Annotated in this window: 18 protein-coding genes; 12 read left to right on the top strand and 6 right to left on the bottom strand. The window is 71.9% G+C overall.

Features of this window, described 5'->3' with window-relative positions; genetic code table 11:
• Positions 1-8 precede the first annotated feature (8 nt).
• From OG985_RS42720 to OG985_RS42710, 3 genes are all read left to right on the top strand, one after another.
• Positions 9-1064: a histidinol-phosphate transaminase gene (locus OG985_RS42720; RefSeq protein ID WP_371673792.1), complete on the top strand. Its 1056-nt coding sequence runs from the start codon at positions 9-11 to the stop codon at positions 1062-1064.
• Positions 1065-1533: 469 nt separating this feature from the next.
• Entirely contained in the window at positions 1534-2181 is a 648-nt protein-coding gene (locus OG985_RS42715) for a class I SAM-dependent methyltransferase (RefSeq protein ID WP_371673791.1), read from the top strand.
• A 38-nt stretch (positions 2182-2219) separates the two neighbouring features.
• Positions 2220-3182: a threonine/serine dehydratase gene (locus OG985_RS42710; protein WP_371673790.1), complete on the top strand. Its 963-nt coding sequence runs from the start codon at positions 2220-2222 to the stop codon at positions 3180-3182.
• Positions 3183-3432: 250 nt separating this feature from the next.
• Here the strand turns inward: OG985_RS42710 and OG985_RS42705 are convergent, their stop codons facing one another.
• From OG985_RS42705 to OG985_RS42685, 5 genes are all read right to left on the bottom strand, one after another.
• Positions 3433-4185 carry a BTAD domain-containing putative transcriptional regulator gene (locus tag OG985_RS42705; protein ID WP_371674668.1) on the bottom strand — a complete coding sequence of 251 codons (753 nt, stop codon included), beginning with the start codon at positions 4183-4185 and terminating at the stop codon, positions 3433-3435.
• Between the two features lie 406 nt (positions 4186-4591).
• Positions 4592-5809 (bottom strand): alpha/beta hydrolase family protein, encoded by a 1218-nt coding sequence (locus tag OG985_RS42700; protein ID WP_371673789.1) that lies wholly within the window; start codon positions 5807-5809, stop codon positions 4592-4594.
• Positions 5806-6492 carry a TetR/AcrR family transcriptional regulator gene (locus OG985_RS42695; RefSeq protein WP_371673788.1) on the bottom strand — a complete coding sequence of 229 codons (687 nt, stop codon included), beginning with the start codon at positions 6490-6492 and terminating at the stop codon, positions 5806-5808. The genes OG985_RS42700 and OG985_RS42695 overlap by 4 nt, the downstream gene beginning before the upstream one ends.
• A 5-nt stretch (positions 6493-6497) precedes the next feature.
• Positions 6498-8105, bottom strand: coding sequence for a DHA2 family efflux MFS transporter permease subunit (locus OG985_RS42690; protein WP_371673787.1), 1608 nt, complete (start codon positions 8103-8105; stop codon positions 6498-6500).
• An 89-nt stretch (positions 8106-8194) separates the two neighbouring features.
• Positions 8195-9226, bottom strand: coding sequence for a 4'-phosphopantetheinyl transferase superfamily protein (locus tag OG985_RS42685; RefSeq protein WP_371673786.1), 1032 nt, complete (start codon positions 9224-9226; stop codon positions 8195-8197).
• Positions 9227-9470: 244 nt separating this feature from the next.
• Here OG985_RS42685 and OG985_RS42680 point away from each other — a divergent pair, with 244 nt between their 5' ends.
• The 9 genes from OG985_RS42680 (at position 9471) to OG985_RS42640 (ending at position 19248) form a co-directional block, all read left to right on the top strand.
• On the top strand, positions 9471-11306 hold the full coding sequence (locus OG985_RS42680; RefSeq protein ID WP_371673785.1) for a fatty acyl-AMP ligase: 1836 nt from the start codon (positions 9471-9473) through the stop codon (positions 11304-11306).
• A 98-nt stretch (positions 11307-11404) separates the two neighbouring features.
• Positions 11405-11740, top strand: a complete 336-nt coding sequence (locus OG985_RS42675) for an acyl carrier protein (protein WP_371673784.1) — start codon at positions 11405-11407, stop codon at positions 11738-11740.
• The gene (locus OG985_RS42670; RefSeq protein WP_371673783.1) at positions 11737-14790 is read left to right on the top strand and encodes a type I polyketide synthase; all 3054 of its coding nucleotides are present in this window, start codon (positions 11737-11739) and stop codon (positions 14788-14790) included. Before OG985_RS42675 ends, OG985_RS42670 begins: the two co-directional genes overlap by 4 nt.
• Entirely contained in the window at positions 14790-15812 is a 1023-nt protein-coding gene (locus OG985_RS42665; RefSeq protein ID WP_371673782.1) for a 3-oxoacyl-ACP synthase III family protein, read from the top strand. The genes OG985_RS42670 and OG985_RS42665 overlap by 1 nt, the downstream gene beginning before the upstream one ends.
• Positions 15809-17743: an HAD-IIIC family phosphatase gene (locus OG985_RS42660; RefSeq protein WP_371673781.1), complete on the top strand. Its 1935-nt coding sequence runs from the start codon at positions 15809-15811 to the stop codon at positions 17741-17743. Before OG985_RS42665 ends, OG985_RS42660 begins: the two co-directional genes overlap by 4 nt.
• Entirely contained in the window at positions 17740-17976 is a 237-nt protein-coding gene (locus tag OG985_RS42655) for a phosphopantetheine-binding protein (RefSeq protein ID WP_371673780.1), read from the top strand. The genes OG985_RS42660 and OG985_RS42655 overlap by 4 nt, the downstream gene beginning before the upstream one ends.
• On the top strand, positions 17973-18206 hold the full coding sequence (locus OG985_RS42650) for a hypothetical protein (RefSeq protein WP_371673779.1): 234 nt from the start codon (positions 17973-17975) through the stop codon (positions 18204-18206). The genes OG985_RS42655 and OG985_RS42650 overlap by 4 nt, the downstream gene beginning before the upstream one ends.
• A complete protein-coding gene (locus OG985_RS42645) occupies positions 18203-18445 on the top strand; it encodes a hypothetical protein (protein WP_371673778.1) in 243 nt (80 codons plus the stop codon). Before OG985_RS42650 ends, OG985_RS42645 begins: the two co-directional genes overlap by 4 nt.
• Positions 18442-19248 (top strand): thioesterase II family protein, encoded by an 807-nt coding sequence (locus OG985_RS42640; RefSeq protein ID WP_371673777.1) that lies wholly within the window; start codon positions 18442-18444, stop codon positions 19246-19248. The genes OG985_RS42645 and OG985_RS42640 overlap by 4 nt, the downstream gene beginning before the upstream one ends.
• On the opposite strand, the gene OG985_RS42635 is transcribed toward OG985_RS42640, so the two are convergent.
• The gene (locus OG985_RS42635; protein WP_371673776.1) at positions 19187-20065 is read right to left on the bottom strand and encodes an MBL fold metallo-hydrolase; all 879 of its coding nucleotides are present in this window, start codon (positions 20063-20065) and stop codon (positions 19187-19189) included. The two genes, OG985_RS42640 and OG985_RS42635, sit on opposite strands and share 62 nt — an antisense overlap.
• Positions 20066-20071 lie beyond the last annotated feature (6 nt).

The raw sequence follows: 20071 nt of genomic DNA, 5'->3' as shown, positions 1-20071 counted from the left end.
ACGTCCCCGTGCTGCACCGCCTGGCCCTCAACGAGAGCCCGTACCCTCCGCTGCCCTCGGTGCGCGAGGCGATGCGACGAGCCGTCGAACAGGCCCACCGATACCCGCAGTTCCACCCGGACGACCTCACGGAGCGGATCGCGGCCTGGGTCGGGGTGCCTCCCGCGCGCGTCGCGGTCGGCAGCGGATCGGTGGGCGTGGCCCTGCAGTTGCTGCAGGCGGTGGTCGAACGCGGCGACAAAATGGTCCACGCCTGGCGCACCTTCGACGCGTATCCCCTGCTGGCGGGCATGGTCGGCGCCCGACCCGTTCCCGTGCCCCTGTCCCCGGACGGACGACAGGACCTGGACGCCATCCTCGCGGCACTCGACCACCACACCCGCGTCGTGGTCCTGTGCAATCCGCACAACCCGACCGGAAGCCTGATCACCGCGGACGAACTGGTCGCGTTCCTGCGCCGTGTCCCCCCACAGGTCACCGTCCTCCTCGACGAGGCGTACGTGGAGTTCGCCCGCGACCCCGGCCTGCCGGACACGCTCACGCTCCTGGACGCCCATCCCCGCCTGCTGGTCCTGCGCACCTTCTCCAAGGCCTACGGCCTCGCGGCCCTGCGGGTCGGATACGGAATCGGTGCGCCCGACCTGGTGGCGCGCGTCCGCCGGCAGCAACTGCCGTTCGGCATCAACGCGGTGGCGAGTGCGGCCGTGGAGGCCTCGCTGCGGGCCGGCAGCGAGCTGGGCCGGCGCGTGCGGACGGTGGTCGCCGAACGGACACGGCTGCGGCGGCAACTCGTCGACCTCGGTTGGCACATAGGCCAGAGCCACACCAACTCGCTCTGGCTGGCCGCGCCCGACCCCGTCGATGACGCGGCCGGCGCACTCGCCGCCGCCGGTGTCCAGGCACGCCACTACCCCGGCGAGGGCCTCCGGCTCACCGTCGGCAGCCGACAGGCCAACGACGCCGTGCGCGCCGCACTGGCGGGAGCCGGCCGGCCATGCGAGGCGTTCGGCAGCGAACCCAGCCGTCTCGGCTTCTACGGCAGTGAACCACGTCGTGCGGAGTGAGCACGCGCCACACGTCACCCGTGTCCCCCATCACGAGCTCGCCCAGCACAGCGTCCGTGCCCACGGACGGCAACTCACGCCTCACCGCGCGACGCAGTGTCTCCACCAGCAGGTCCATGACGTCCGGTTCGAACTCCGTGGTCGGTCCGCCCATGGCCGTGGCGTCGGCGTGTGTTCCGGTCGTCCCTTGCTGATCCATCGAACATCCCCCTTGCGGTGCGGTGACGTGGCCGGAACCACGCTAGGCGTGCCCGCCGCGACACCGCGTCGGCCGACCGGCCACACTCCCGGGCCGATCGGCGAACCCGCCGCGGAACTCCAGCGGTCCACCACCCTGTCGTACGACAACAGGAATGTGACCTTCGTCGAGTACGGCCCGCGTTCTCCGCCGTCCGCCGCACCGGGCGGTCGTTGTGGAATCCGACCGGCGGGTGCGACGATGCAGCCTTGCGAGCGAAGGGACACCGACGTGAGTCACGAGGACCAACGGCCGCCCGCCGCCGTGCTGTTCGACGCGCTGGGCCCCGACTACGAGAAGGCGTTCGCTCATGCCCCCGCGCACCTGTCCGCGCTGGAGTGGCTGATCGAGCGGCTGCCGCCCGCCGCGCGGACGCTCGACGTGGGCAGCGGCACCGGGCGGCCCACCGCGGCCGCGCTCAACGACGCGGGGCACTCGGTACTGGGCGTCGACATCTCCCCCGTCATGGTCGAACTCGCCGCCCGCCAGGTACCCGAGGCCGAGTTCCGCTGCGCCGACATCCGGGATCTCCCGCTCGAGGCGGACTCGTTCGACGGCGTGTGCGTGTTCTTCTCGCTCCTGCAGATGACCCGCGCCGAGCAGTCGGCAGTGATGCGGCAACTGACCCTGGCCCTGCGGCCCGGCGGGCATCTGGTGCTGGCCACCGTGCCCGCGGACGTGGAGGACGTCGAGGTGGCCTTCATGGGCCAACCGGTCCGCGCGACCAGCTTCGCCGAGGAGGACATCACCGGCATGCTGGAGACGGCGGGACTGGTGGTGCTGTCCCGGCACAGCTCCACCTTCGCCCCGAACCACCCCGACGCCGAACCCGAACCCCACCTCTTCGTGCACTGCCGCCGCGACGAGACCGGGAGCTGACCCTCAGGCGCTGCCCACCCTGCGGTACGTTGCCGGTCATGCTCACGACGCGCCTCGATCTTGCCCGGATCCGCGCGGCACGCCGGGACATCGACCCGGTCTTTCTCGACACTCCGCTGTACCAGTGCGACGCGTTGGGACGCGAGCTCGGGTGCACGGTGAGTATCAAGCTGGAAACGGCGAACCCGGTGCGCAGCTTCAAGGCCCGCGGCACCGAACGTGTCGCCGGCCTGCTGACCCAGCAGGGCCGCACGGCCGCGGTGTGCGCCAGTGCCGGGAACCTCGGCCAGGCACTCGGTTGGTCCGGTCGTCGCCGTGGCCTCGATGTGACGGTGGTGGCATCGCGTAGGGCGCCCGCTGTCAAGCTCGATCGGATCCGCGCGCTGGGCGCCGAGTTGCAGTTGGTGGACGGCGACTTCGAGATGGCCCGCGAACGGGCCGTGAGTATCGCGCAGCGGCGCGGTGTCCGGCTGGTCGAGGACAGTCTCGACATCGAGACCTGCGAGGGCGCGGCGACCATCGGCCTGGAACTGGCGAGCGGTGCCTCCTCCTTCGACGCCGTCCTGATCGCTCTGGGCGGCGGCGCGCTGGCCACCGGCGTGGGCTACGTCCTGAAGACCCTTTCGCCGGATGTCGAGGTGATCTGCGTGCAGCCCCTCGGCGCACCCGCGATGACCCGATCCTGGCACCGGCGCCGGGTCGTCACCACCGACTCGACCGACACGATCGCCGACGGCGTCGCCGGCCGGTACCCCATCCCCGAGGTCCTGGACGACCTTCTCAGGGTGGCCGACGACGCCGTCCTGGTCCACGAGGCGTCCATCGTCGCGGGCATGCGCATGCTCCTGGAGCGCGCGGGTCTGGTCGTCGAACCCTCAGCGGCCCTCGGCATCGCGGCCGTCCTGGAAGACCGTGACCGCTTCGCCGGCCGCCATGTGGCCACCATCATCTGCGGCAGCAACGTCGACCTGGGCGCCTACCACCGCTGGATCCGCACCTGAGCCGGTGCCACGGTGGTGAACCACGCAGGCGTGACGCCGCCGGATCAGGTGGGACCCGGCGCGGGTCCGACGGTCTTCCGAGGGCTGCGCCGGGCCACGGTCACGGCACCGTGGCCCGTACACGTCCGTACACGGCTGAGAACGGCATCGAGCTCCCCCGCGGGACGCGGGGTCATCTGCACGCTATCCGTGGGCGGTTAAGCAGCCGCAGTCGCCGGGTAAAGCGCGTGCGGGTGGACGGCTGCCGCGATCAGTGGATGGCGGGGACGACGCCGGCGGCCTCCAGCCGGACCGGGTCGGCCCGGAGTATGGCCTCCTGGGCCAGGCGCAGGGTCGGCCCCGGCTCGACACCCAGTTCCTCCCTGATGACCCGGCGGGCGTTGCGGTACGTCCCCAGCGCGTCCCCCTGACGACCCGCCCGGTACAGGGCGACCATCAACTGGCGGTAGAAGGGCTCCCGGAGAGGATGCTGGACGAGGAGTCCCTTCAGGTCCTCGATCACCTCGTGATGGCGACCGAGTGCCAGCGCGGAGTCGATGCTCAGCTCGGTGCAATTCAGCCGTTTTTCCTCCTGCACGGCCAGGAATGATTCGATGTTCAGCGGCCTTTGAATTCCCTCCAGAACCGGGCCCCGCCACAGTGACAGGGCTCGGCGGAGAAGTTCTGAGGCCTGCAGGAAATCGGCGGCGCCGTAGCGTTCTCGGCCACGAATGTACAACGACTCGAAATCCTTGACGTCTGTTGTGGCACTGCTCACGTCGAGGATGTAACCCGGTGATGTCGTAGCGATCGGAGACGCTCCCCTGGGACCGTTGAGCACTTTCCGCAATTGGGAAACGTATACGCGCAGACTGGCGAAGGCGCAGCGCGGCGGGCCCTGTTCCCAGAGTTCGGCCACGAGTTTCTCCCCCGGCACGGTCTCGCCCGCCCTGATCAGGAGCAGGGCGAGTAGTTTGGCGAGCTTTGGCTGCTCCGGCGTGAGGTCGACTCCGCCGCGGGTCACCCGCAGCCGGCCCAGCAGCTCGTAGCGGAGCGCATGATCAGGCGGTAAACAGGACAGGGACACGACAACCCCCCGAATGCACGAAACGCATTCAACTAAATTCTGGTTCCCCCGTCCGACCCCAGGTTTGAGGCCCCATATGGACAGCAGTTTACTGCTATGACGTGCAGCCTATGCGAGGTCGATGCATGATGCCAGTCCGTTCCGTTACACCGCCATTAAGGAGAATGAAAATCCGACGGCCCGGATACGGGTGGGCAGTAAATCTGCCGCCGTGAACCGGGCCGCCGAATGGTATTCGGCCAGGAGCCCGGCCCGCCGGTGAGCGGGCCGGGGTGTCCGGGCCGGGATCGTGCGCGTGGCCGCCGCCGCTCGGGCTGCCGCCGCTGTCGCTGCCGCCCGTCGTTCAGGCCGCCGCCGGCCGGTCGGCCGCCGCGAGTGTCTCCTGCAACCACGAGAAGAGCCGGTCGTGGTAGAGCCTCATCGCCCCCGAATGGCAGTGCGCCCCGCCGCCCTCGTCGGCCGTGAAGACATGCAGCGTCTTGGCCGAGTTGAGCCCCGTGTAGACCTTCTTCGCGTGTTCCAGGCCGGCGAAGAACAAGTCCTCCTCCGCGTCGAGCACGAGCACGGGACACCGCACCTGGCCGATCACGTCCGACAGGCCGAACGCCGGTAGCCGGCGCAGCAGTTGGGAGGGCGTGTCGACGCCGAAGGTCCACATCGTCTGCCGCAGCAGCCAGCGGGTGAAGGTCTGCTGGGCGGCGATGCCCCACATCACCGGATCGGCGAAGTCGTCGCAGCCCTGCTCGACCCACTCGAGCACGAACGGCGGCAGTCCCACGACGTCACCCAGCTGCCAGACCGCGTCATGGGCGACACAGCCGGCCAGCCGGTGTTCGAACGCCGCCGCCCGCACCGCGAACAGGCCGCCGAGGCTCGTGCCGACCAGCATCAGACGGTCGGGGTCCACGCCGGGCAGGGACAGCGCGTGGTCCACGACCGGTGTGACCACCTTCTCCCAGTCGGGGCGGAAGACCAGTTGCTGCTCACGCAGGACCGAGCCCTGTCCGGGCCCCTCGAAGCACAGGCAGTTGTAGCCGCGGGCGAGGGCCGCCTCCGCCACGAAGAAGTAGCCCTCCTCCACTGTGGAGTCGAGGCCGCCGTGGTGGATGATCGTCGGCCTGGGCTCGTTCGAGTCGTCCACCCGGTAGAAGTAGGCGGGCAGAGAGGTGTCCTCGTAGGGAATACGGATGAACTCCGGTGGCCGGTCCATGAGTTCGGCCGCGTCGGCGAAGGACTCCGTGGACAGCCGCATCAGCCGCAGGGCCTCGGGATCGCGTTGCTGCTCGCGCTGGAAGAACTCCGCGGTCCGGTAGTAGTTGTGGGCCCGCAGGAAGGCGTAACGCGCGTCGACGGTGCGGCCCTCGTCACGGGCCGTGGTGCCCAGCCGGTGGACGCGCTCGGCGAGGGTGGACCACGCGTGCCGCCAGGCTTCGGTGTCGCCGTCGGCGATGTGCGCGGCGACCGCGACGACCTCGCCGAGCTGCGCACCGCCGTAGTCGGCGTATCCGGCGGTGCGCAGTGCCTGGTAGTCGAAGGCGGGGTCGTCGAAGAGGAATTTCATGACAGCGGCTCCTGGGGAGGTGGAAGGTGCTCCGGTGCCGTGCCGAGGCCTGTCCCGGCACGAGTGATGCGGGTTCCGTTCAGGAAGGTGTCGACGATGGTTTCCGCGAACGCCCGTGACTTCACCGGCCGTTGACGGAGAATCAGCCGGGCGGCCATCGGCCCGGTGAGCAGCTCGACCGCGTCGTCCAGGTCGAGGTCGGCGCGCAGCTCACCGCCGGCGATGCCGTCCCGCAGCGCCCGCACGATGGCGTCGCGCCGGGCCGCGACGACGGTGTCCTCGAACTGCTCCACCAGCTGGGGCCGGCGTACCGCCTCACCGAGCAGGCTGCCGATCAGGCGGTGCAGGTTGGTGTCCTGGCCTCGGTGGCGCAGCTGGTCCACGAGCGCCACCAGCTGGTCCCGCAGGCCCAGTCCGTCGAGCGTCGGGACGGGGAGGTCGAGGGTGCTCAGGGCGGCGAGCACCAGTTCCTCCTTGTTGCGCCAGCGGCGGTAGATGGTGGCGCGGGCGACACCGGCACGCTGCGCGACCAGGTCCATGGACAGGTCCCCGAAGCTGCGTCCCTCGCCGAGCAGACCGAGCGTGCTGTCCAGGATCGCCCGGTCCGCGGCGGGGTCGCGTCGGCGGCCGCCCCGGGGAGTGTGTCCCGGGGCGGCCGCCGGCGGGTCGACGTGTGACGGCATGCGGTTCAGACCTCCGTGGTGTGGACCTGTTTGGCGGCGGTGGCCTCCTCGGCGCCGGGGAGCCCGGCGGCCGTACGGGAGGGCAGGAGCAGGAGGCAGACGAGGGCCCCGGCGAAGGTGACACCTGCGGCGACCAGAGCCGTGAGGTGCATGGCCGACACGAACGCGTCGACGGCGCGGGCCGCGAGCGCGGAGCCGGGCGCTCCCAGTTTCTCGGCGACGGTGAGGGTGGCAGCGACGGACTCCTGCGCGGTGTCGCGGAGCGGGGCGGGCAGCGGCGCGAGGTGGTCGTCGATGCGGGAGCGGTAGGCGACGGAGAGCACCGAGCCGAGGACCGCGACCCCGAGGGCGCCGCCCACCTGCCGGAAGGTGGTGTTGACCGCCGCCCCGGTGCCGGCCCGGTCCTGGGCCACGGCGGACATCGCGGCGGATGTCGCGGGGGGCATCACGCAGGCGATGCCGACGCCCATCACGAACAGCACGGACTCGATGACCCAGACCTCGGTGTGCTGGTCGACGGTGGCCACGACGAGGAACGCCAGCGAGGTCAGCAACATGCCGCCGGTGCACACCGGCCGCGCCCCGATGCGCTTGGCGGCGAGCGTGGCCGGGGGCGAGAACGCCAACTGGGCCACGGCCAGGGGCAGCAGCAGGCAGCCGGCTTCGAGCGGACTCCACCCCCGCACGCTCTGCAGGTAGAAGACCAGGAAGAAGGTCGCGCCGAGCAGGGCGAAGAAGATCAGGCCGATCACGGTCACGGCGGCGGAGAAGCGGCGGTTGCGGAACAGGGCGAGGTCCAGCGCGGGGCGTGCGGAGTGGCGTTCCCACAGGGTGAAGAGCGCCAGTACCGCCAGGCCGGCGAGGATCGGTCCCCAGACCCTGGCGTCGGCCCAGTCGTCCGATTCGCCGCCCTTGATCACGCCGTACACCAGGACGGTCAGCCCCGCGATGGAGAGGGCGACGCCGACCGGGTCGAATCCGGTGCGCCGGGGGTCCCGGGACTCCGGTACGACGAACAGGGCGGCGAGGGCGCCGATCACGACGATGGGCAGGTTGATCAGGAACACCGAGCCCCACCAGAACCGTTCGAGCAGGGCGCCGCCGGTGATGGGCCCCAGGGCGACGGCGAGCCCGGCCGCTCCGGCCCAGACGCCGATGGCCTTGGCGCGTTCGGCGGGCGGGAAGACGGCCACGATGATCGCGAGGGTGGCGGGCAGCACGAGCGCGCCGCCCACCCCCAGTCCGGCCCGGGCGACGATCAGTTCGCCGGCGCTGTGGGCGTGGGCGGACCACAGGGAGCAGCCGCCGAAGACGACCAGTCCGGCCAGCAGTGTGCGTTTGCGGCCGCAGCGGTCGGCGAGGACGCCGGTGGTGAAGAGCAGGGCGGCGAAGACGAGGGTGTAGGAGTCGATCGACCACTGCAGCTCGCTCTGCGTGGCCCCGAGGCCGGCGGGTGCCGGCTCGGCGAGCGTCTTGAGGGCCACGTTCAGGATCGACGTGTCCAGGACGACGAGGAAGAGGCTCACCAGCAGGACCGCGAGGACACGCCACCGGTGCGGGTGGACGGACTGCGGGAGCTGCTCGGCGTGCTTGAGGCGGGGCTGAGTTGTCACGGGTTCCGCTCCTCGGAAGGAAGAGGGGTCGTGAGCCGGTGCCGTTCTTGTGCCGTGTCCTTCGAAGCTAGACCCGCGCAGCAATCGAGTCAACGGTGTATCGATACATGGTTGACTCGATTGCCCTCCTCCGGTGTCCCGTCGTCCCGCCCGTCTCGCGGGCCGAGCGCGCTGGCGATCAGAAAGCCCCCCTCGACCCGGTCGCAGCGCAGGAGCCAGCCAGGTGCCGTCCGGCCCAGCCGCCAGCTGTCGTCCCGAGGCCCGCGTCGCGGGCGCAGACGGCAGAAGTCGTGTGCCAGGCCCACGCCGAGAGCCTTCGTGTACGCCTCCTTCAGGGTCCACAGGCGTACCAGCCGCAGATTCCGCTCGGCGGGCGGCAGTCCGCGCAACTCCGCCAGTTCCCGCGGGTGGCAGAACCTCTCGGCGAGTCCGGCCGCCAGCAGAGGGCGGTCCGACGCCTCGACGTCCACCCCGATCCGGCGGCCGCGGGCGACCGCGACCACCAGCATGTCCGTCGTATGGCTGATGCCCACGTCCAGCCCGGCGGGCCGGTGCAGGAAGGGCCGGCCACGGCCGTCGCGGCCCACGGCCACCCGGTCCGGTTCGATCCCGCTCGCGACGGCTACGGCGTACCGCAGCAGGCGTCGGGAGCCCAGCAGGCGTGCCCGTACGAGGGGTTCACGGGCCGTGCGGTAGCGGGGCCAGTCCGGACCGAGCATCTCGCGTACGTCGGGTTCGGCGCCCGCTTCCCCGCCCCAGTCGTCGAGCCGGCCGTAGCAGACCGCGTAGCCGTGGCGCCGCACGGCCTCCTGGAGCGCGCGCCGACCGGCCGCGGGTGACAGGGCCACCGCGAGCGGGCTTCCCTCGGAGGCCCGATCCCCGAGCGGCGGGGTCCCGTCCGAGGCTGGATGGCCGGGCTGCGGGCTGCCGTCGGCGGCCCGATCCCCGGTCGGCGGGGTCCCGTCGGAGCCGGGATGCCCGGGCTGCGGGCTGCCGTCGGCGGCCCGATCCCCGGTCGGCGGGCTCCCGTCGGGCCCGCGCCTCCCGGGCGGCGGACTCCCGTGGGGCGCGCGCTCCCCGGGTCCCGGCTCCCCCTCCCATGCCCTGTCCGCATCCGTCATCACGGCCTCCTTCGTCGCATCGAAAGGCACCGAGTGCCAGCACTGACTGTCCCGTTCCGTGCACTCACCGTTGTATCCGCTGCGGCGGCGGCCGTCCACGGAACCCCAAACCCGTGACGTGCGCACCAATTTCCGCTTTACGTCGCCTTTTCACCGCACCTAAAGGCTGAGCCCACCGGTTGGCACTCGGTGCCTCCCAGAGGTTCCGTGCCGCACCGGTCCCCGATCGCAGAAAGGACTGTCTGTGCCGCACCAGCCTGATCCCCGAACGTTGACGGACGCCGTACGCACCGGCGCCGACCACCATCCCGACCGCGCCGCCTTCGTGTACCTGCACGAGGACGGCCTGGGCATGCGACCCGAGGAGCTCAGCTATGCGGAACTGGACCGGCGGGCCCGGGTCGTGGCCGCCCGGCTGCGCCACGCCTCCAAGGGCGACCCTTCACGCCCGGTCCTGCTGCTCTATCCGCCGACCCTGGACTTCGTCACGGCCTTCCTGGGCTGCTTCTACGCCGGCCGCACCGCCATCCCGGCCCCGCTGCCCGACGAGCCCGGCGAACGACTGGCCCGGGTCAGCGGCATCCTGCAGGACGCCAAGGTGGGCGCGGTCCTGACCCTGCCCCAGTACCGGCAGGCCATCGGTGCCTGGCTGGTCGCCTCCGGGGAGCAGGACGTGGCGTGCCTGGCGACCGGCCCGGGCGAGGACGACGGCGTCGACCCCGACCTGTGGACCCCGCCGAAGGTGCGCGGCGGCGACATGGCCTTCCTCCAGTACAGCTCGGGCTCCACCAGTGAGCCCAAGGGCGTGATGGTCACCCACGCCAACCTCGCCGCCAACCAGGAGGCCATCCGCTCGGCCATGAAGACACCGAAGGGCGTCGTGGCGGGCAGCTGGCTGCCGCTCTACCACGACATGGGGCTCATCGGCATGACACTGCAGCCGCTGTGGGTGGGCGGGACGAGTGTGCAGATGTCGCCGATCTCGTTCGTCAAGCAGCCCAGCCGTTGGCTGCGCATGATCCACGACTACCGCGTGGAGGGCACCGCCTCCCCCAACTTCGGCTACGAACTGTGCGTACGGCGCGTGAGCGAGGAGCAGTCGGCGGGGCTGGACCTTTCCAGCCTGCGGGTGGCGCTCAACGGTGCCGAGCCGGTGCGCGCCGACACCCTGCGCGCCTTCATCCGGCGCTTCGCGGGCAACGGACTGCGCCCCGAGGCCGTACTGCCCTGCTACGGCCTGGCCGAGAACACGCTGCTGGTGTCCGGCGACGACCCCGACGCGCCATACCTGGAACTCACCGTCGACGCCCAGGCATTGGAGCAGGACGAACTGCGGCCCACCCGCACCGACCGGCCCAGCCGCACCCTGGTCAGCTGCGGCCGCCCGAAGGACACCGAGATCCTGATCGTGGACCCGATGACCCTGCGCGAACTGCCCAGCGGGCAGGTCGGTGAGATCTGGCTGCGTGGCCCGTCGGTGGCCGCCGGCTACTGGAACCGGAGCGCGCTCACCGCCGAGACCTTCCAGGCGGCGACGGCGGACGGCCGGGCCGGACACTTCCGCACCGGCGACCTCGGGGCGCTGCTCGACGGACAGCTGTATGTCACCGGGCGCATCAAGGAGATGCTCATCCAGCACGGCCGCAACCTCTATCCGCAGGACATCGAGCAGGCCGTCCAGGAGTCCGGTGAGGCGTTCCGGCGTGGCGGCGGCGCGGTGTTCGGTGTCACCGACGAGAGCTCCGACCGCGCCCACGTGGTCGTGGTGCAGGAGATCAGGGCCCGGGCCGGCGGTGACGCGGAGTCCCTGGCCGCACTCGCCTCCTCGGTACAGGCGTTGCTCAGCCGCCAGTTCCAACTGGCGGCCGTGAACGTGGTGTTCGTACGGCAGGGAGTGATCCGTAAGACCACCAGCGGCAAGACGCAGCGCACGCTCATGCGGCGGCTGTTCCTGGACGGCGCCCTGCCCGTGCTGCACCAGCGCCTGCAACCCGCGGTCGCCGCCCTGCTGCCCGCACCGGGCCCGGCGCCCGAGCCCACCGCCGCCGAGCCCACCGCCGCCGGGTCGACCCGTCCCTGAGATCCGCCCCGGCGTCCGTCACCGAGACCCACCACCGAGACCCGCCACCGAGATCCGCTTCGAGATCCGCCCTCGAGACCCGAAGAGAGAAGCACGTCATGAGCCTCGCCCCCGGAACACGTACCGCGCCGTCCCCCCGCCCCCTGAACGGCTTCCTGCCGCAGGACGGCGACCACGACCTCGAGGAGTGGCTGACCGAGCGGGTGGCCTTCCACCTGCACCGGGCACCCCACGAGATCGACCCCGACACCCCGCTCGCGGACTACGGCATCGACTCGGTCACAGCGATCAGCCTCTGCGGAGAGATCGAGGAGCGCCACCGGCTCGCCGTCGCCCCCACCGTCGCCTACGACTTCCCGACCGTCCACGCGCTCGCCGACCACCTCGCAGAACTCCTGGCCGACAGGGCCGAGCACCGCCGGGACCCCTCATGACCGTACGCGAACCCATCGCGGTCGTCGGCCTGGACTGCCGCTTCCCCGGTGCCCGCGACGCCCAGGAGTACTGGTCGCTCCTCATGGACGGGCGTGACGGCACCCAGCGGGTGCCCCGGGAGCGCTGGGACGCCGACCGCCATCACGCCGCCGTGCCGGATGCCGCGCACACCGCCCCCGAGGCCCGGCCGGCGGGCCGCAGCAACACCGTGCGCGGCGGTTTCATCACCGACCCCGACGCCTTCGACCCCGGCTTCTTCGGGATCGCACCGCGCGAGGCCGCCGCCATGGACCCCCAGCAGCGGCTGCTGCTGCAGAGCTCGTGGCGGGCCATCGAGGACGCCGCGCTCGCCCCGCAGGACCTGGCCGGCACCGACACCGGCGTGTTCGTCGGCGTGATGGCCAACGAGTGGGCGTTCCTGCAACTCGCCGACTACGACCGGATCACCGCCCGCCACGGCTCCGGCAACGGCTACTTCATGGGCGCGAACCGCGTCTCCTACCACCTCGACCTCAAAGGCCCCAGCCTGGCGGTGGACACGGCCTGCTCCTCCTCGCTGGTCGCCGTCCACCTCGCGGTGAACTCACTGCGCGCGGGAGAGTGCGACCACGCGCTCGCGGCCGGCACCAACCTGATCATGACGCCGGTCATCAACATCTTCTACACACAGGCCGGACTCTCGGCACCGGACGGCCGCTGCAAGCCCTTCAGCGCCGCCGCCGACGGAATCGGCCGGGCCGAGGGCGTGGCGGTGCTCGTGCTGCGCCGGCTCAGCGACGCGCTGGCGGACCGCCAGCCGGTGTACGCCGTGCTGAAGGAGACCGGAATCAACCAGGACGGGCGCAGCAACGGCATCACCGCGCCCAACCGCTTCGCGCAGCAACAGCTGATCGAGTCCGTGTGGCGGCGGGCCGGCGTCACCGCCGACGACATCCGCTTCATCGAGGCGCACGGCACCGGAACCCTGCTCGGCGACTTCATCGAGGCCCAGGCGCTCGGTGAGCTGACCAGTGGCCGCAGTGGCGGCAGCGTCGCGCTCGGCTCGGTCAAGAGCAACTTCGGACACGCGGAGGGCGCGGCCGGGATCGCGGGGCTCATCAAGGTCGTCCTCGCACTGCACCACCGCACGGTGCCACCGAGCCGTTTCGCCGACGACGAGAACCCGAAGCTGGACCTGCCCGGGCGCCGGCTGTCCCTGCTCAAATCGCCGCTGAGGCTGCCGTCTGGCACCGTGCACGCCGCGGTCAGCAGTTTCGGCATGGGCGGCAGCAACGCCCACGCGGTACTGGCCTCCGCACCCCGCTCCGTCCACCACGGCCGGCACCCGGCGCCGGGCGTGTTCACCCTCTCCGCCCGCACCCCCGAGCGGCTGCGCGCCAATCTGCTGGCGCAGGCCGACGCGCTGGCCCGCCGCCCCGAGAGCCAGCTGGCCCAGCTGTGCTGGACCAGCAACCGCGTCAAGTCGCGGATGCCGTACCGAGCAGCCGCGTCCGCGGCCGATCTGCCCGCCCTGATCGCAGAGTTGCGCAGGGCCGCGGAACGCGCGGAGCAGACCGCTCGGGCGGACGGCGGGCGCCGGGGGCCCTCGGTGGCGTTCGCGTTCACGGGGCAGGGATCACAGCACCCTGGGATGACCGCGTCGTGGTACCGCTCGTGCCCCGCCTACGCACACCACCTCGACGAGATCGACAAGCTGCTCGCCCCGCACGTCCACACATCCGTGCGCGATGCGGTACTCGACGGCGACGCCGACGCGGCCCGCGCCCGGCTGGCCCAGCCCGCCCTGTTCGCCGTCGGCTACGCACTGGCCGCCACCCTGACCGAGGCCGGGATCATCCCGTCGGCCGTGATCGGCCACAGCATCGGGGAGTTCGCCGCCGCGTGCGCGGCCGGGGCGCTGGACCCGGCCGACGCGGCACGGCTGGTGGCCCGGCGCGGGGCTCTGATGGACGATTTGCCCGAGGACGGCGGAATGCTCGCGGTGAGCCTGGAAGCCGCGGAAGTGGAACTGCTGCTGGCGGGGCGGGAGCGGCTCTCCGTCGCCGCGGTGAACGGCCCGCGCGGCACGGTGGTCTCCGGCGACCTCGCCGAACTGAGCTCGCTGGAGGCGCTGTTGGGCGAGCGCGGAGTGCCGGTACGCCGGCTGGCCGTCTCCCATGCCTTCCACTCGCCGCTGATGCGGCCCGTGGTCGAGGAGTTCCGCCGGGAGTGCGCGGAGGTGTCCGACCGGCGCCCCGCGCTCCCGGTCTTCTCGACCGTGCACGGCCGAGGACTGACCGGCGAGGAGACCATGGACGCCGACTACTGGGCACGGCAGATCACCGAGCCGGTTCGGTTCGCCGAGGCCGCCGGCGCGCTCCTGGCCTCCGGCGTCACCCATGTGGTGGAGATCGGCCCGCGCGCCGTGCTGACCCCGCTGCTGTCGCGACTGCGGGCCGACGGAGGCCACGCGGTGAGCCTGCACAGCGCGCACCCCGGCGAGCACGCCCCCGGCCACCGCCCCCAGCAGCTGTTCGGGGAACTGTGGTGCGCCGGTCTCACACCGGACTGGAACCTGCTGTACGCCGACACGGACCGGGTTCCCCGTCGGCTGCCGCCGTACCTGTTCGACGAGTCGTTTCGCTCCTGGCGCTCCGGAGCCGCCCCGGCAGGACCCGAATCGTCCGCGCCGGCCGTCCCCCTCGACACGGACACCACCGCGGTACCCAGCGGCGCGGACCACGGGGAGCGGCGCCCGCCGGTGCCGGCGGGCGACGTCCCCGACTCCCTCGACGCCCTGACACGCCGTCTGGTGTGCCGGATCGGCGGCCACGACCCGCGGCAGGTGCACGACGACGACCGGCTGCACGAGGACCTGGGCTTCGACTCCATCCGGGTCATGGAACTCAAGACGCGTATCGAGGACGCGCTGCCGCAGCTGGGCCAACTCCCGATCGAGGACCTGCTCGCCAGCCTGCGCACCGTGGCCGACCTCGTCGCATACCTGCGCGGCCAACTCGCCGACGGCGGCGCCTCTGCCGTACCCGTGACTGCGGAAGGAACACGCTGATGGCCCCTCCCACCGCGTATCTGGCCTCGGTCGGCACCTGCCTGCCCGGGGACCCTGTGGACAACGCGACCCTGGCCAAACTCGTCGGCGTCGACCCGACGTGGGCCGAGATGTTCATCGGCAACACCAGCCGGTACTTCGCCGTCGACCTGGCCACCGGCCAGGTACGGCACAGCCTGGCGGACATCGCGACGACCGCCGCCGACCGGGCGCTGGCCGAGGCCGGCCTGGAGCCGGGTGACATCGACTGCATCGTCATGGGCACAGCCACCCCGGACCATCTGATGCCCGCCACCGTGAACGTGGTCGCCGACCGGCTCGGCATCGACAACGTGCCCACCTACCAGCTCCAGTCCGGCTGTGCGGGTGCCGTACAGGCCCTGGACATAGCCCGCACCCTGCTGCTGGCCGGACGCTGCGCCACCGTGCTCGTGATCGGCGGCGACGTGTGCGCCAAGCATCTGGAGACGGACTTCGACCCGGGCAGTCGCACCTCGGCGGAGCTCGTCAACTACGTGCTCTTCGGCGACGGAGCCGGCGCGGCCGTGCTGAGCGCCGAGGCTCTGGGCCAGGGCATCGAGATCCGTCAGATCCTCAACCGGCTGGTGGGCCTGGGCCGGGAGCCCGGCCAGGTCATCGACTGGTTCGGACTCGGCGACCGGCACAGCGACCGCGCGGCGGTCTTCGAGGACTACAAGGCGATCGAGGAGGCGGTGCCCGTCATGGCGCGGCAGATGTTCTGGGAGCTCGTGGACGACCTCGGCTGGGGCGCCGACGGCGTGGACTTCCTGCTGCCGCCACAGCTCTCCGGCCGGATGAGCGACCGCATCTCCGCGGACATGCCCGCGCCGGACGCCCGCCGCGTCAACGTCGTACGCACCGTCGGCAACAACGGCAACGCGCTGCCCTTCCTTCAGCTCGACGAGTTGCTGCGGCAGTGGAACGGCCCCGGGCGCGCGATCGCGGTCGCCATCGAGTCCAGCAAGTGGATCAAGTCCGGTTTCGCGCTGGAGCGGGCATGACCGAGACCGAGAACCGCGTCGCCGACCCGGCCGGAACCTGGCACGCCCCGCAGGCTCTCGCCACCCTGCGCGCGCTGCACCGGGAGGGCACCCTCACCGCCCGGTACGGGCGGGTGCGGGCCCTGCTGACCCGCATGCCGGCGAGCGACCTGCCGGCCGCCGGGCAGCTGCTGGCCCGGCTCGATCCCCGGGAGGTCTGCCGCCACACCGACGTGCCGGTCGTCGCCGTCAGCGTCACGGGACACTCCACGGTGGCCCCGCTCGTGGCTCCCCTGACCGCCGAACTGGCCCGGCACGGACTGCTGTTGGAGCCCAAGGTCGCCCCGTACGGCTCCTATCTTCAGGATCTGATGCGGCCCGCCACGCCCGGCGAGGACCAACCGCAGGTCACGCTCTGCCTGCTCGACGCCCACACGGTGTTCGACGACGTCACCGTGCCCTGGCGGGTGGAGGACGTCGAGGCCGCCGCACGCGCCCGGCTCTCCCTCGTCGCCGGCGCCGTGCGCGCCCACCAGGAGGCCGGGCGCGGCCTGCTCGTGGTGAACACCGTCCCCCTGCCCCGCCGCTACAGCCACCAACTGGTCGACCTGCGCTCCCGGGCACGGCTCGGCGCGGTGTGGCGGGACTTCAACCGCGGACTGCTGCTCCTTGCCGAGAAGCATCCCGGGGTGGTCACCGTGGACCTCGATCCACTGGTGGCCGAGGGCGTTCCGGCCTGGGACGCACGCACCGCGCAGTACGCCCGGGCCCGACTGTCGGACGCGCTGCTCGCCGCCTATGCCCGGGAGGCCGCCCACATCGTGCGCGCCCGGCTGGGCCGCACCCGCAAATGCCTGGTGCTGGATCTGGACGGCACGCTGTGGGGCGGGGTGCTCGGCGAGGACGGGTCCGCCGGCGTGGAACTCGGCGCCGGCCTCAGAGGTGAGGCCTTCCAGGAGTTCCAGCGGGTGCTCGCGCAACTCGCCTCGCAGGGCGTGCTGCTGGCTGTCAGCAGCAAGAACGACTCCGACACGGTGCGCGAAACACTCCGCACCCATCCGGCCATGGTGCTGCGCGAGGACGCCTTCGTACGGGTCAACGCCAACTGGAAGGCCAAGCACGACAATCTTCGCGACATCGCCGACCGGCTCGGGATCGGCCTGGACAGCTTCGTCTTCGTCGACGACAGTCTCTTCGAATGCGGGCTGGTCGCCGAGCAACTGCCCGACGTCGCCGTCGTCCGGGTCGACGAGGAGCCCGCCCTGCACCCCTCGGCACTGCTGGCCGACGGATGGTTCGACCTGTTCGAACTCACCGAGGCCGACCTGCAACGGGCCGGCCGCTACCGCACCGAAGCCCTGCGGCAGGAGTTCCGAGAGGACTTCGGCTCCTACCAGGACTACCTCGAAGGGATCGGCCTGGAGGTCGTCCTGCGGTCGCCGCGGGAGTCGGAGATCGGCCGGGTCTCCCAACTCACCCTGCGGACCAACCAGTTCCACCTGGCCACCGAGCGCCTGCAGGTGCCTCAGGTCGCGGCGCGGACGCTGCGCCAGGGGCAGCACGTGATCGCGGTGCGGGCGCGCGACCGGTTCGGGGACCACGGACTGGTCGGCGCCCTGTTCCTGCGGCGCGAGGCAGAGGTGCTGCGCATCGACAACTTCGTCCTCTCCTGCCGGGTGTTCTCCCGGGGCATCGAGAGCGCGTGCGTGGCGGCGGTGCTGGAGTTCGCCAGGAACACCGGCGCGAACGCCGTGACGGGCCGCTACGTGCCCTCCCCGCGCAACTCCGCCTTCTCCTCCTTCTACGCCGAGCACGGCTTCACCGTCACCGGCACCGACCCGGACGACCACAACGCCGTCGTCTTCCGGCACGACCTGGGCGACGTCGCCCCCGCCCCCGCCCATCTGCGGCTGCATGCCGCGTTCGGCCCGTCCGACGGAGAAACCGTATGACCACCGCCCTCGCCGACATCGAAGCGTTCCGCACCCTTCTCCAGGAGGAACTCGGCCTGCTCGTCGAGGCGGAGGACCTCGACCGCCCCCTGGACGACTTCGCCGACTGGGACTCCGTACTGCTGCTGCGGCTCGTGACCGTGGTGGAGACCCTCCTCGGAGGCCGCGTCCCGGTGGTCGACCTGCTGGAGACGCGCACGTTCCGGCAGATGTACGAAGTGGTGGTCCGGTGACCACGCCCCGAACCGACCCGGCACACGCGTCGGCCGAACCCGAGGCCTGTGTGCACCTGCACGCCCTGTTCCTCGACACCCAGCTGGACCTGGTCCTCTCCCCCGGCCTCGGCAGGCGGATGCGGGCCGGCCTCGCCCGCCTCGTCACCGGCGGAGACAGGCGAACGGCCACGGCCGACCGTGGCCCGGAAGAGACACGTGCCCCCGACGGGAAGGGAGCGCCGCGATGAACCCCGTGGCCGACGTGGGCGGGCCGGAAAACCCCCTCCCCCACGGAGCGGACAGCCTCCGCGTGCCCAGGTGTCTCCTCGACCTGCCCGGCCGCGCCGCCGACGCGTCGCCCACCTGCGTGCTGTCGCAGGCGCTGGGCATGACCGGCACGGCGAGCGGCGTACGCCGGGCCGCCCGGGCCCGCGTCCTGCGCGCCCGTCGCCGCCTGGCCCGTACCTCGGCCGGAGCACCCGCATGACCGCGACGACCACGGTGTCCTGCCTGGGCCGGGCGCCCCGCAAGGACGCCCGGCTCCGGCTGTTCTGCTTTCACCACGCGGGCGGCGGCGCCTCGTTCTTCAGCTCGTGGGCCGGACGCCTGCCGTCCGACGTGGACGTCCTTCCGGTGCAGTTGCCGGGCCGCGAGGCGCGCTACCGCGAGCCCCGCTTCCGGGACGCGGGCGATGTCGTCGAGGCCCTCGGACGCGAACTCGCCGCCGGGCTCGACGAGGGGCCCTGGGCCGCCTACGGCCACAGCATGGGCGCGATGGTGGCGTTCGCTCTGACGGCGGCCCGGCTGCGGGCGGGCGGCCGCCCGCCCGAGGCCCTCTTCCTCGGGGCGTACGCGGCCCCGCACGTGTCGTCGACGCTGCCGCCGGCCGACCGGTACGACGACCACGAACTGGCCCGTCTGCTGGTCGACTTCGGCGGACTCAGTCCGCAGTTCCTCGGCCGGGACGACTGGCTGCGCGTGCTGCTGCCCGTCCTGCGTGACGATCTGCGGATCTGCGCGACCGGTCACCGGGCGGGGCTGCCGGACCCGGACGACGAACAGGCCCGGCTGCCGCTGAGCGTCGAGGCCTTCGCAGGGGCCGACGACCCGCTCGTGACCCCGGACGCGGTCGGGGCCTGGGGGCAGTACGTGCACCGCTTCCGCATGACGACCGTCCCCGGCGGCCACTTCTTTCCGCGTGAGGCACCCGACCCGTTCTTCGACCGGCTCAACTCCTCGCTGGCCCGCCTGCTCGCGGAACCGGGCGCAGCACCCGCGGCACCCCGCTGATGCGCCCCGCGACGTCGTCGGCGTTCTTCTCGTACAGCGTGCGCTGCTCGTCGACGCCGGGCATGACCCACAGCGGGCGGGCGGAGCCGTCGGCGAAGCTCAGTCCCGCGGTGTCGGGCCGCAGTCCGGTCAGGGTGAGCGCGAAGGACTCCAGGTAGTCGATGTCACCGTCCGTCGTGAGCCTGAACGGCCGGTCGTGGCCCGGGTAGACCACGTCGGACACGGTCAGGACCCGCTCGATGCTCTGCGCGGCCTGGTCGGCGTCCCAGAAGACCAGGGGGTTGCGACCGGTGCGGGCGACGTACGCGAAGTGCAGGGCGTCGCCCGTGATCGTCGCGCGGCCCTGGTCGGTCCGGACGACCACGCCGATGCTGCCGGGCGAGTGCCCGGGCAGGGCGATGACCTCGACGCCCGGGATGATCTCCTCCCCGTCCGTGACCTCGCGGACGGGGAGTTGTTCGAGCAGCAGGCCCGTCCAGGCGGGTGTGGCCCAGTCGTTGGCGTGCGGGGTGTGCGCGTAGCGGCGCTCGTCGGGGTGAAGGACGAGGGTGGCCTGCGGGAACAGGTCGATGTTCTGGACGTGGTCCCAGTGGGCGTGGGTGAGGACGACGGTGTCGATGTCGCCGGCGGTGAGGCCGTGGGCGGCCAGCGCGTTCCACAGGAAGGGCCGGCGGCCGACGTGGGCGGCGTCGACGAGGATGTTCCGGTCCCGTCCGTCGGCGTCCGGGCCGCGGACCAGGAACACCCCGCAGAACGCGGGATAGCCCTGGTCGGTGTCGATGGCGAAGCCGGGCAGGAGGATGTCGATCGTCGGCATGAAGCT

It is taken from the genome of Streptomyces sp. NBC_00289 (genome assembly GCF_041435115.1).
Lineage (GTDB): Bacteria > Actinomycetota > Actinomycetes > Streptomycetales > Streptomycetaceae > Streptomyces.
This window is presented reverse-complemented; position numbering and strand designations above follow the sequence as displayed.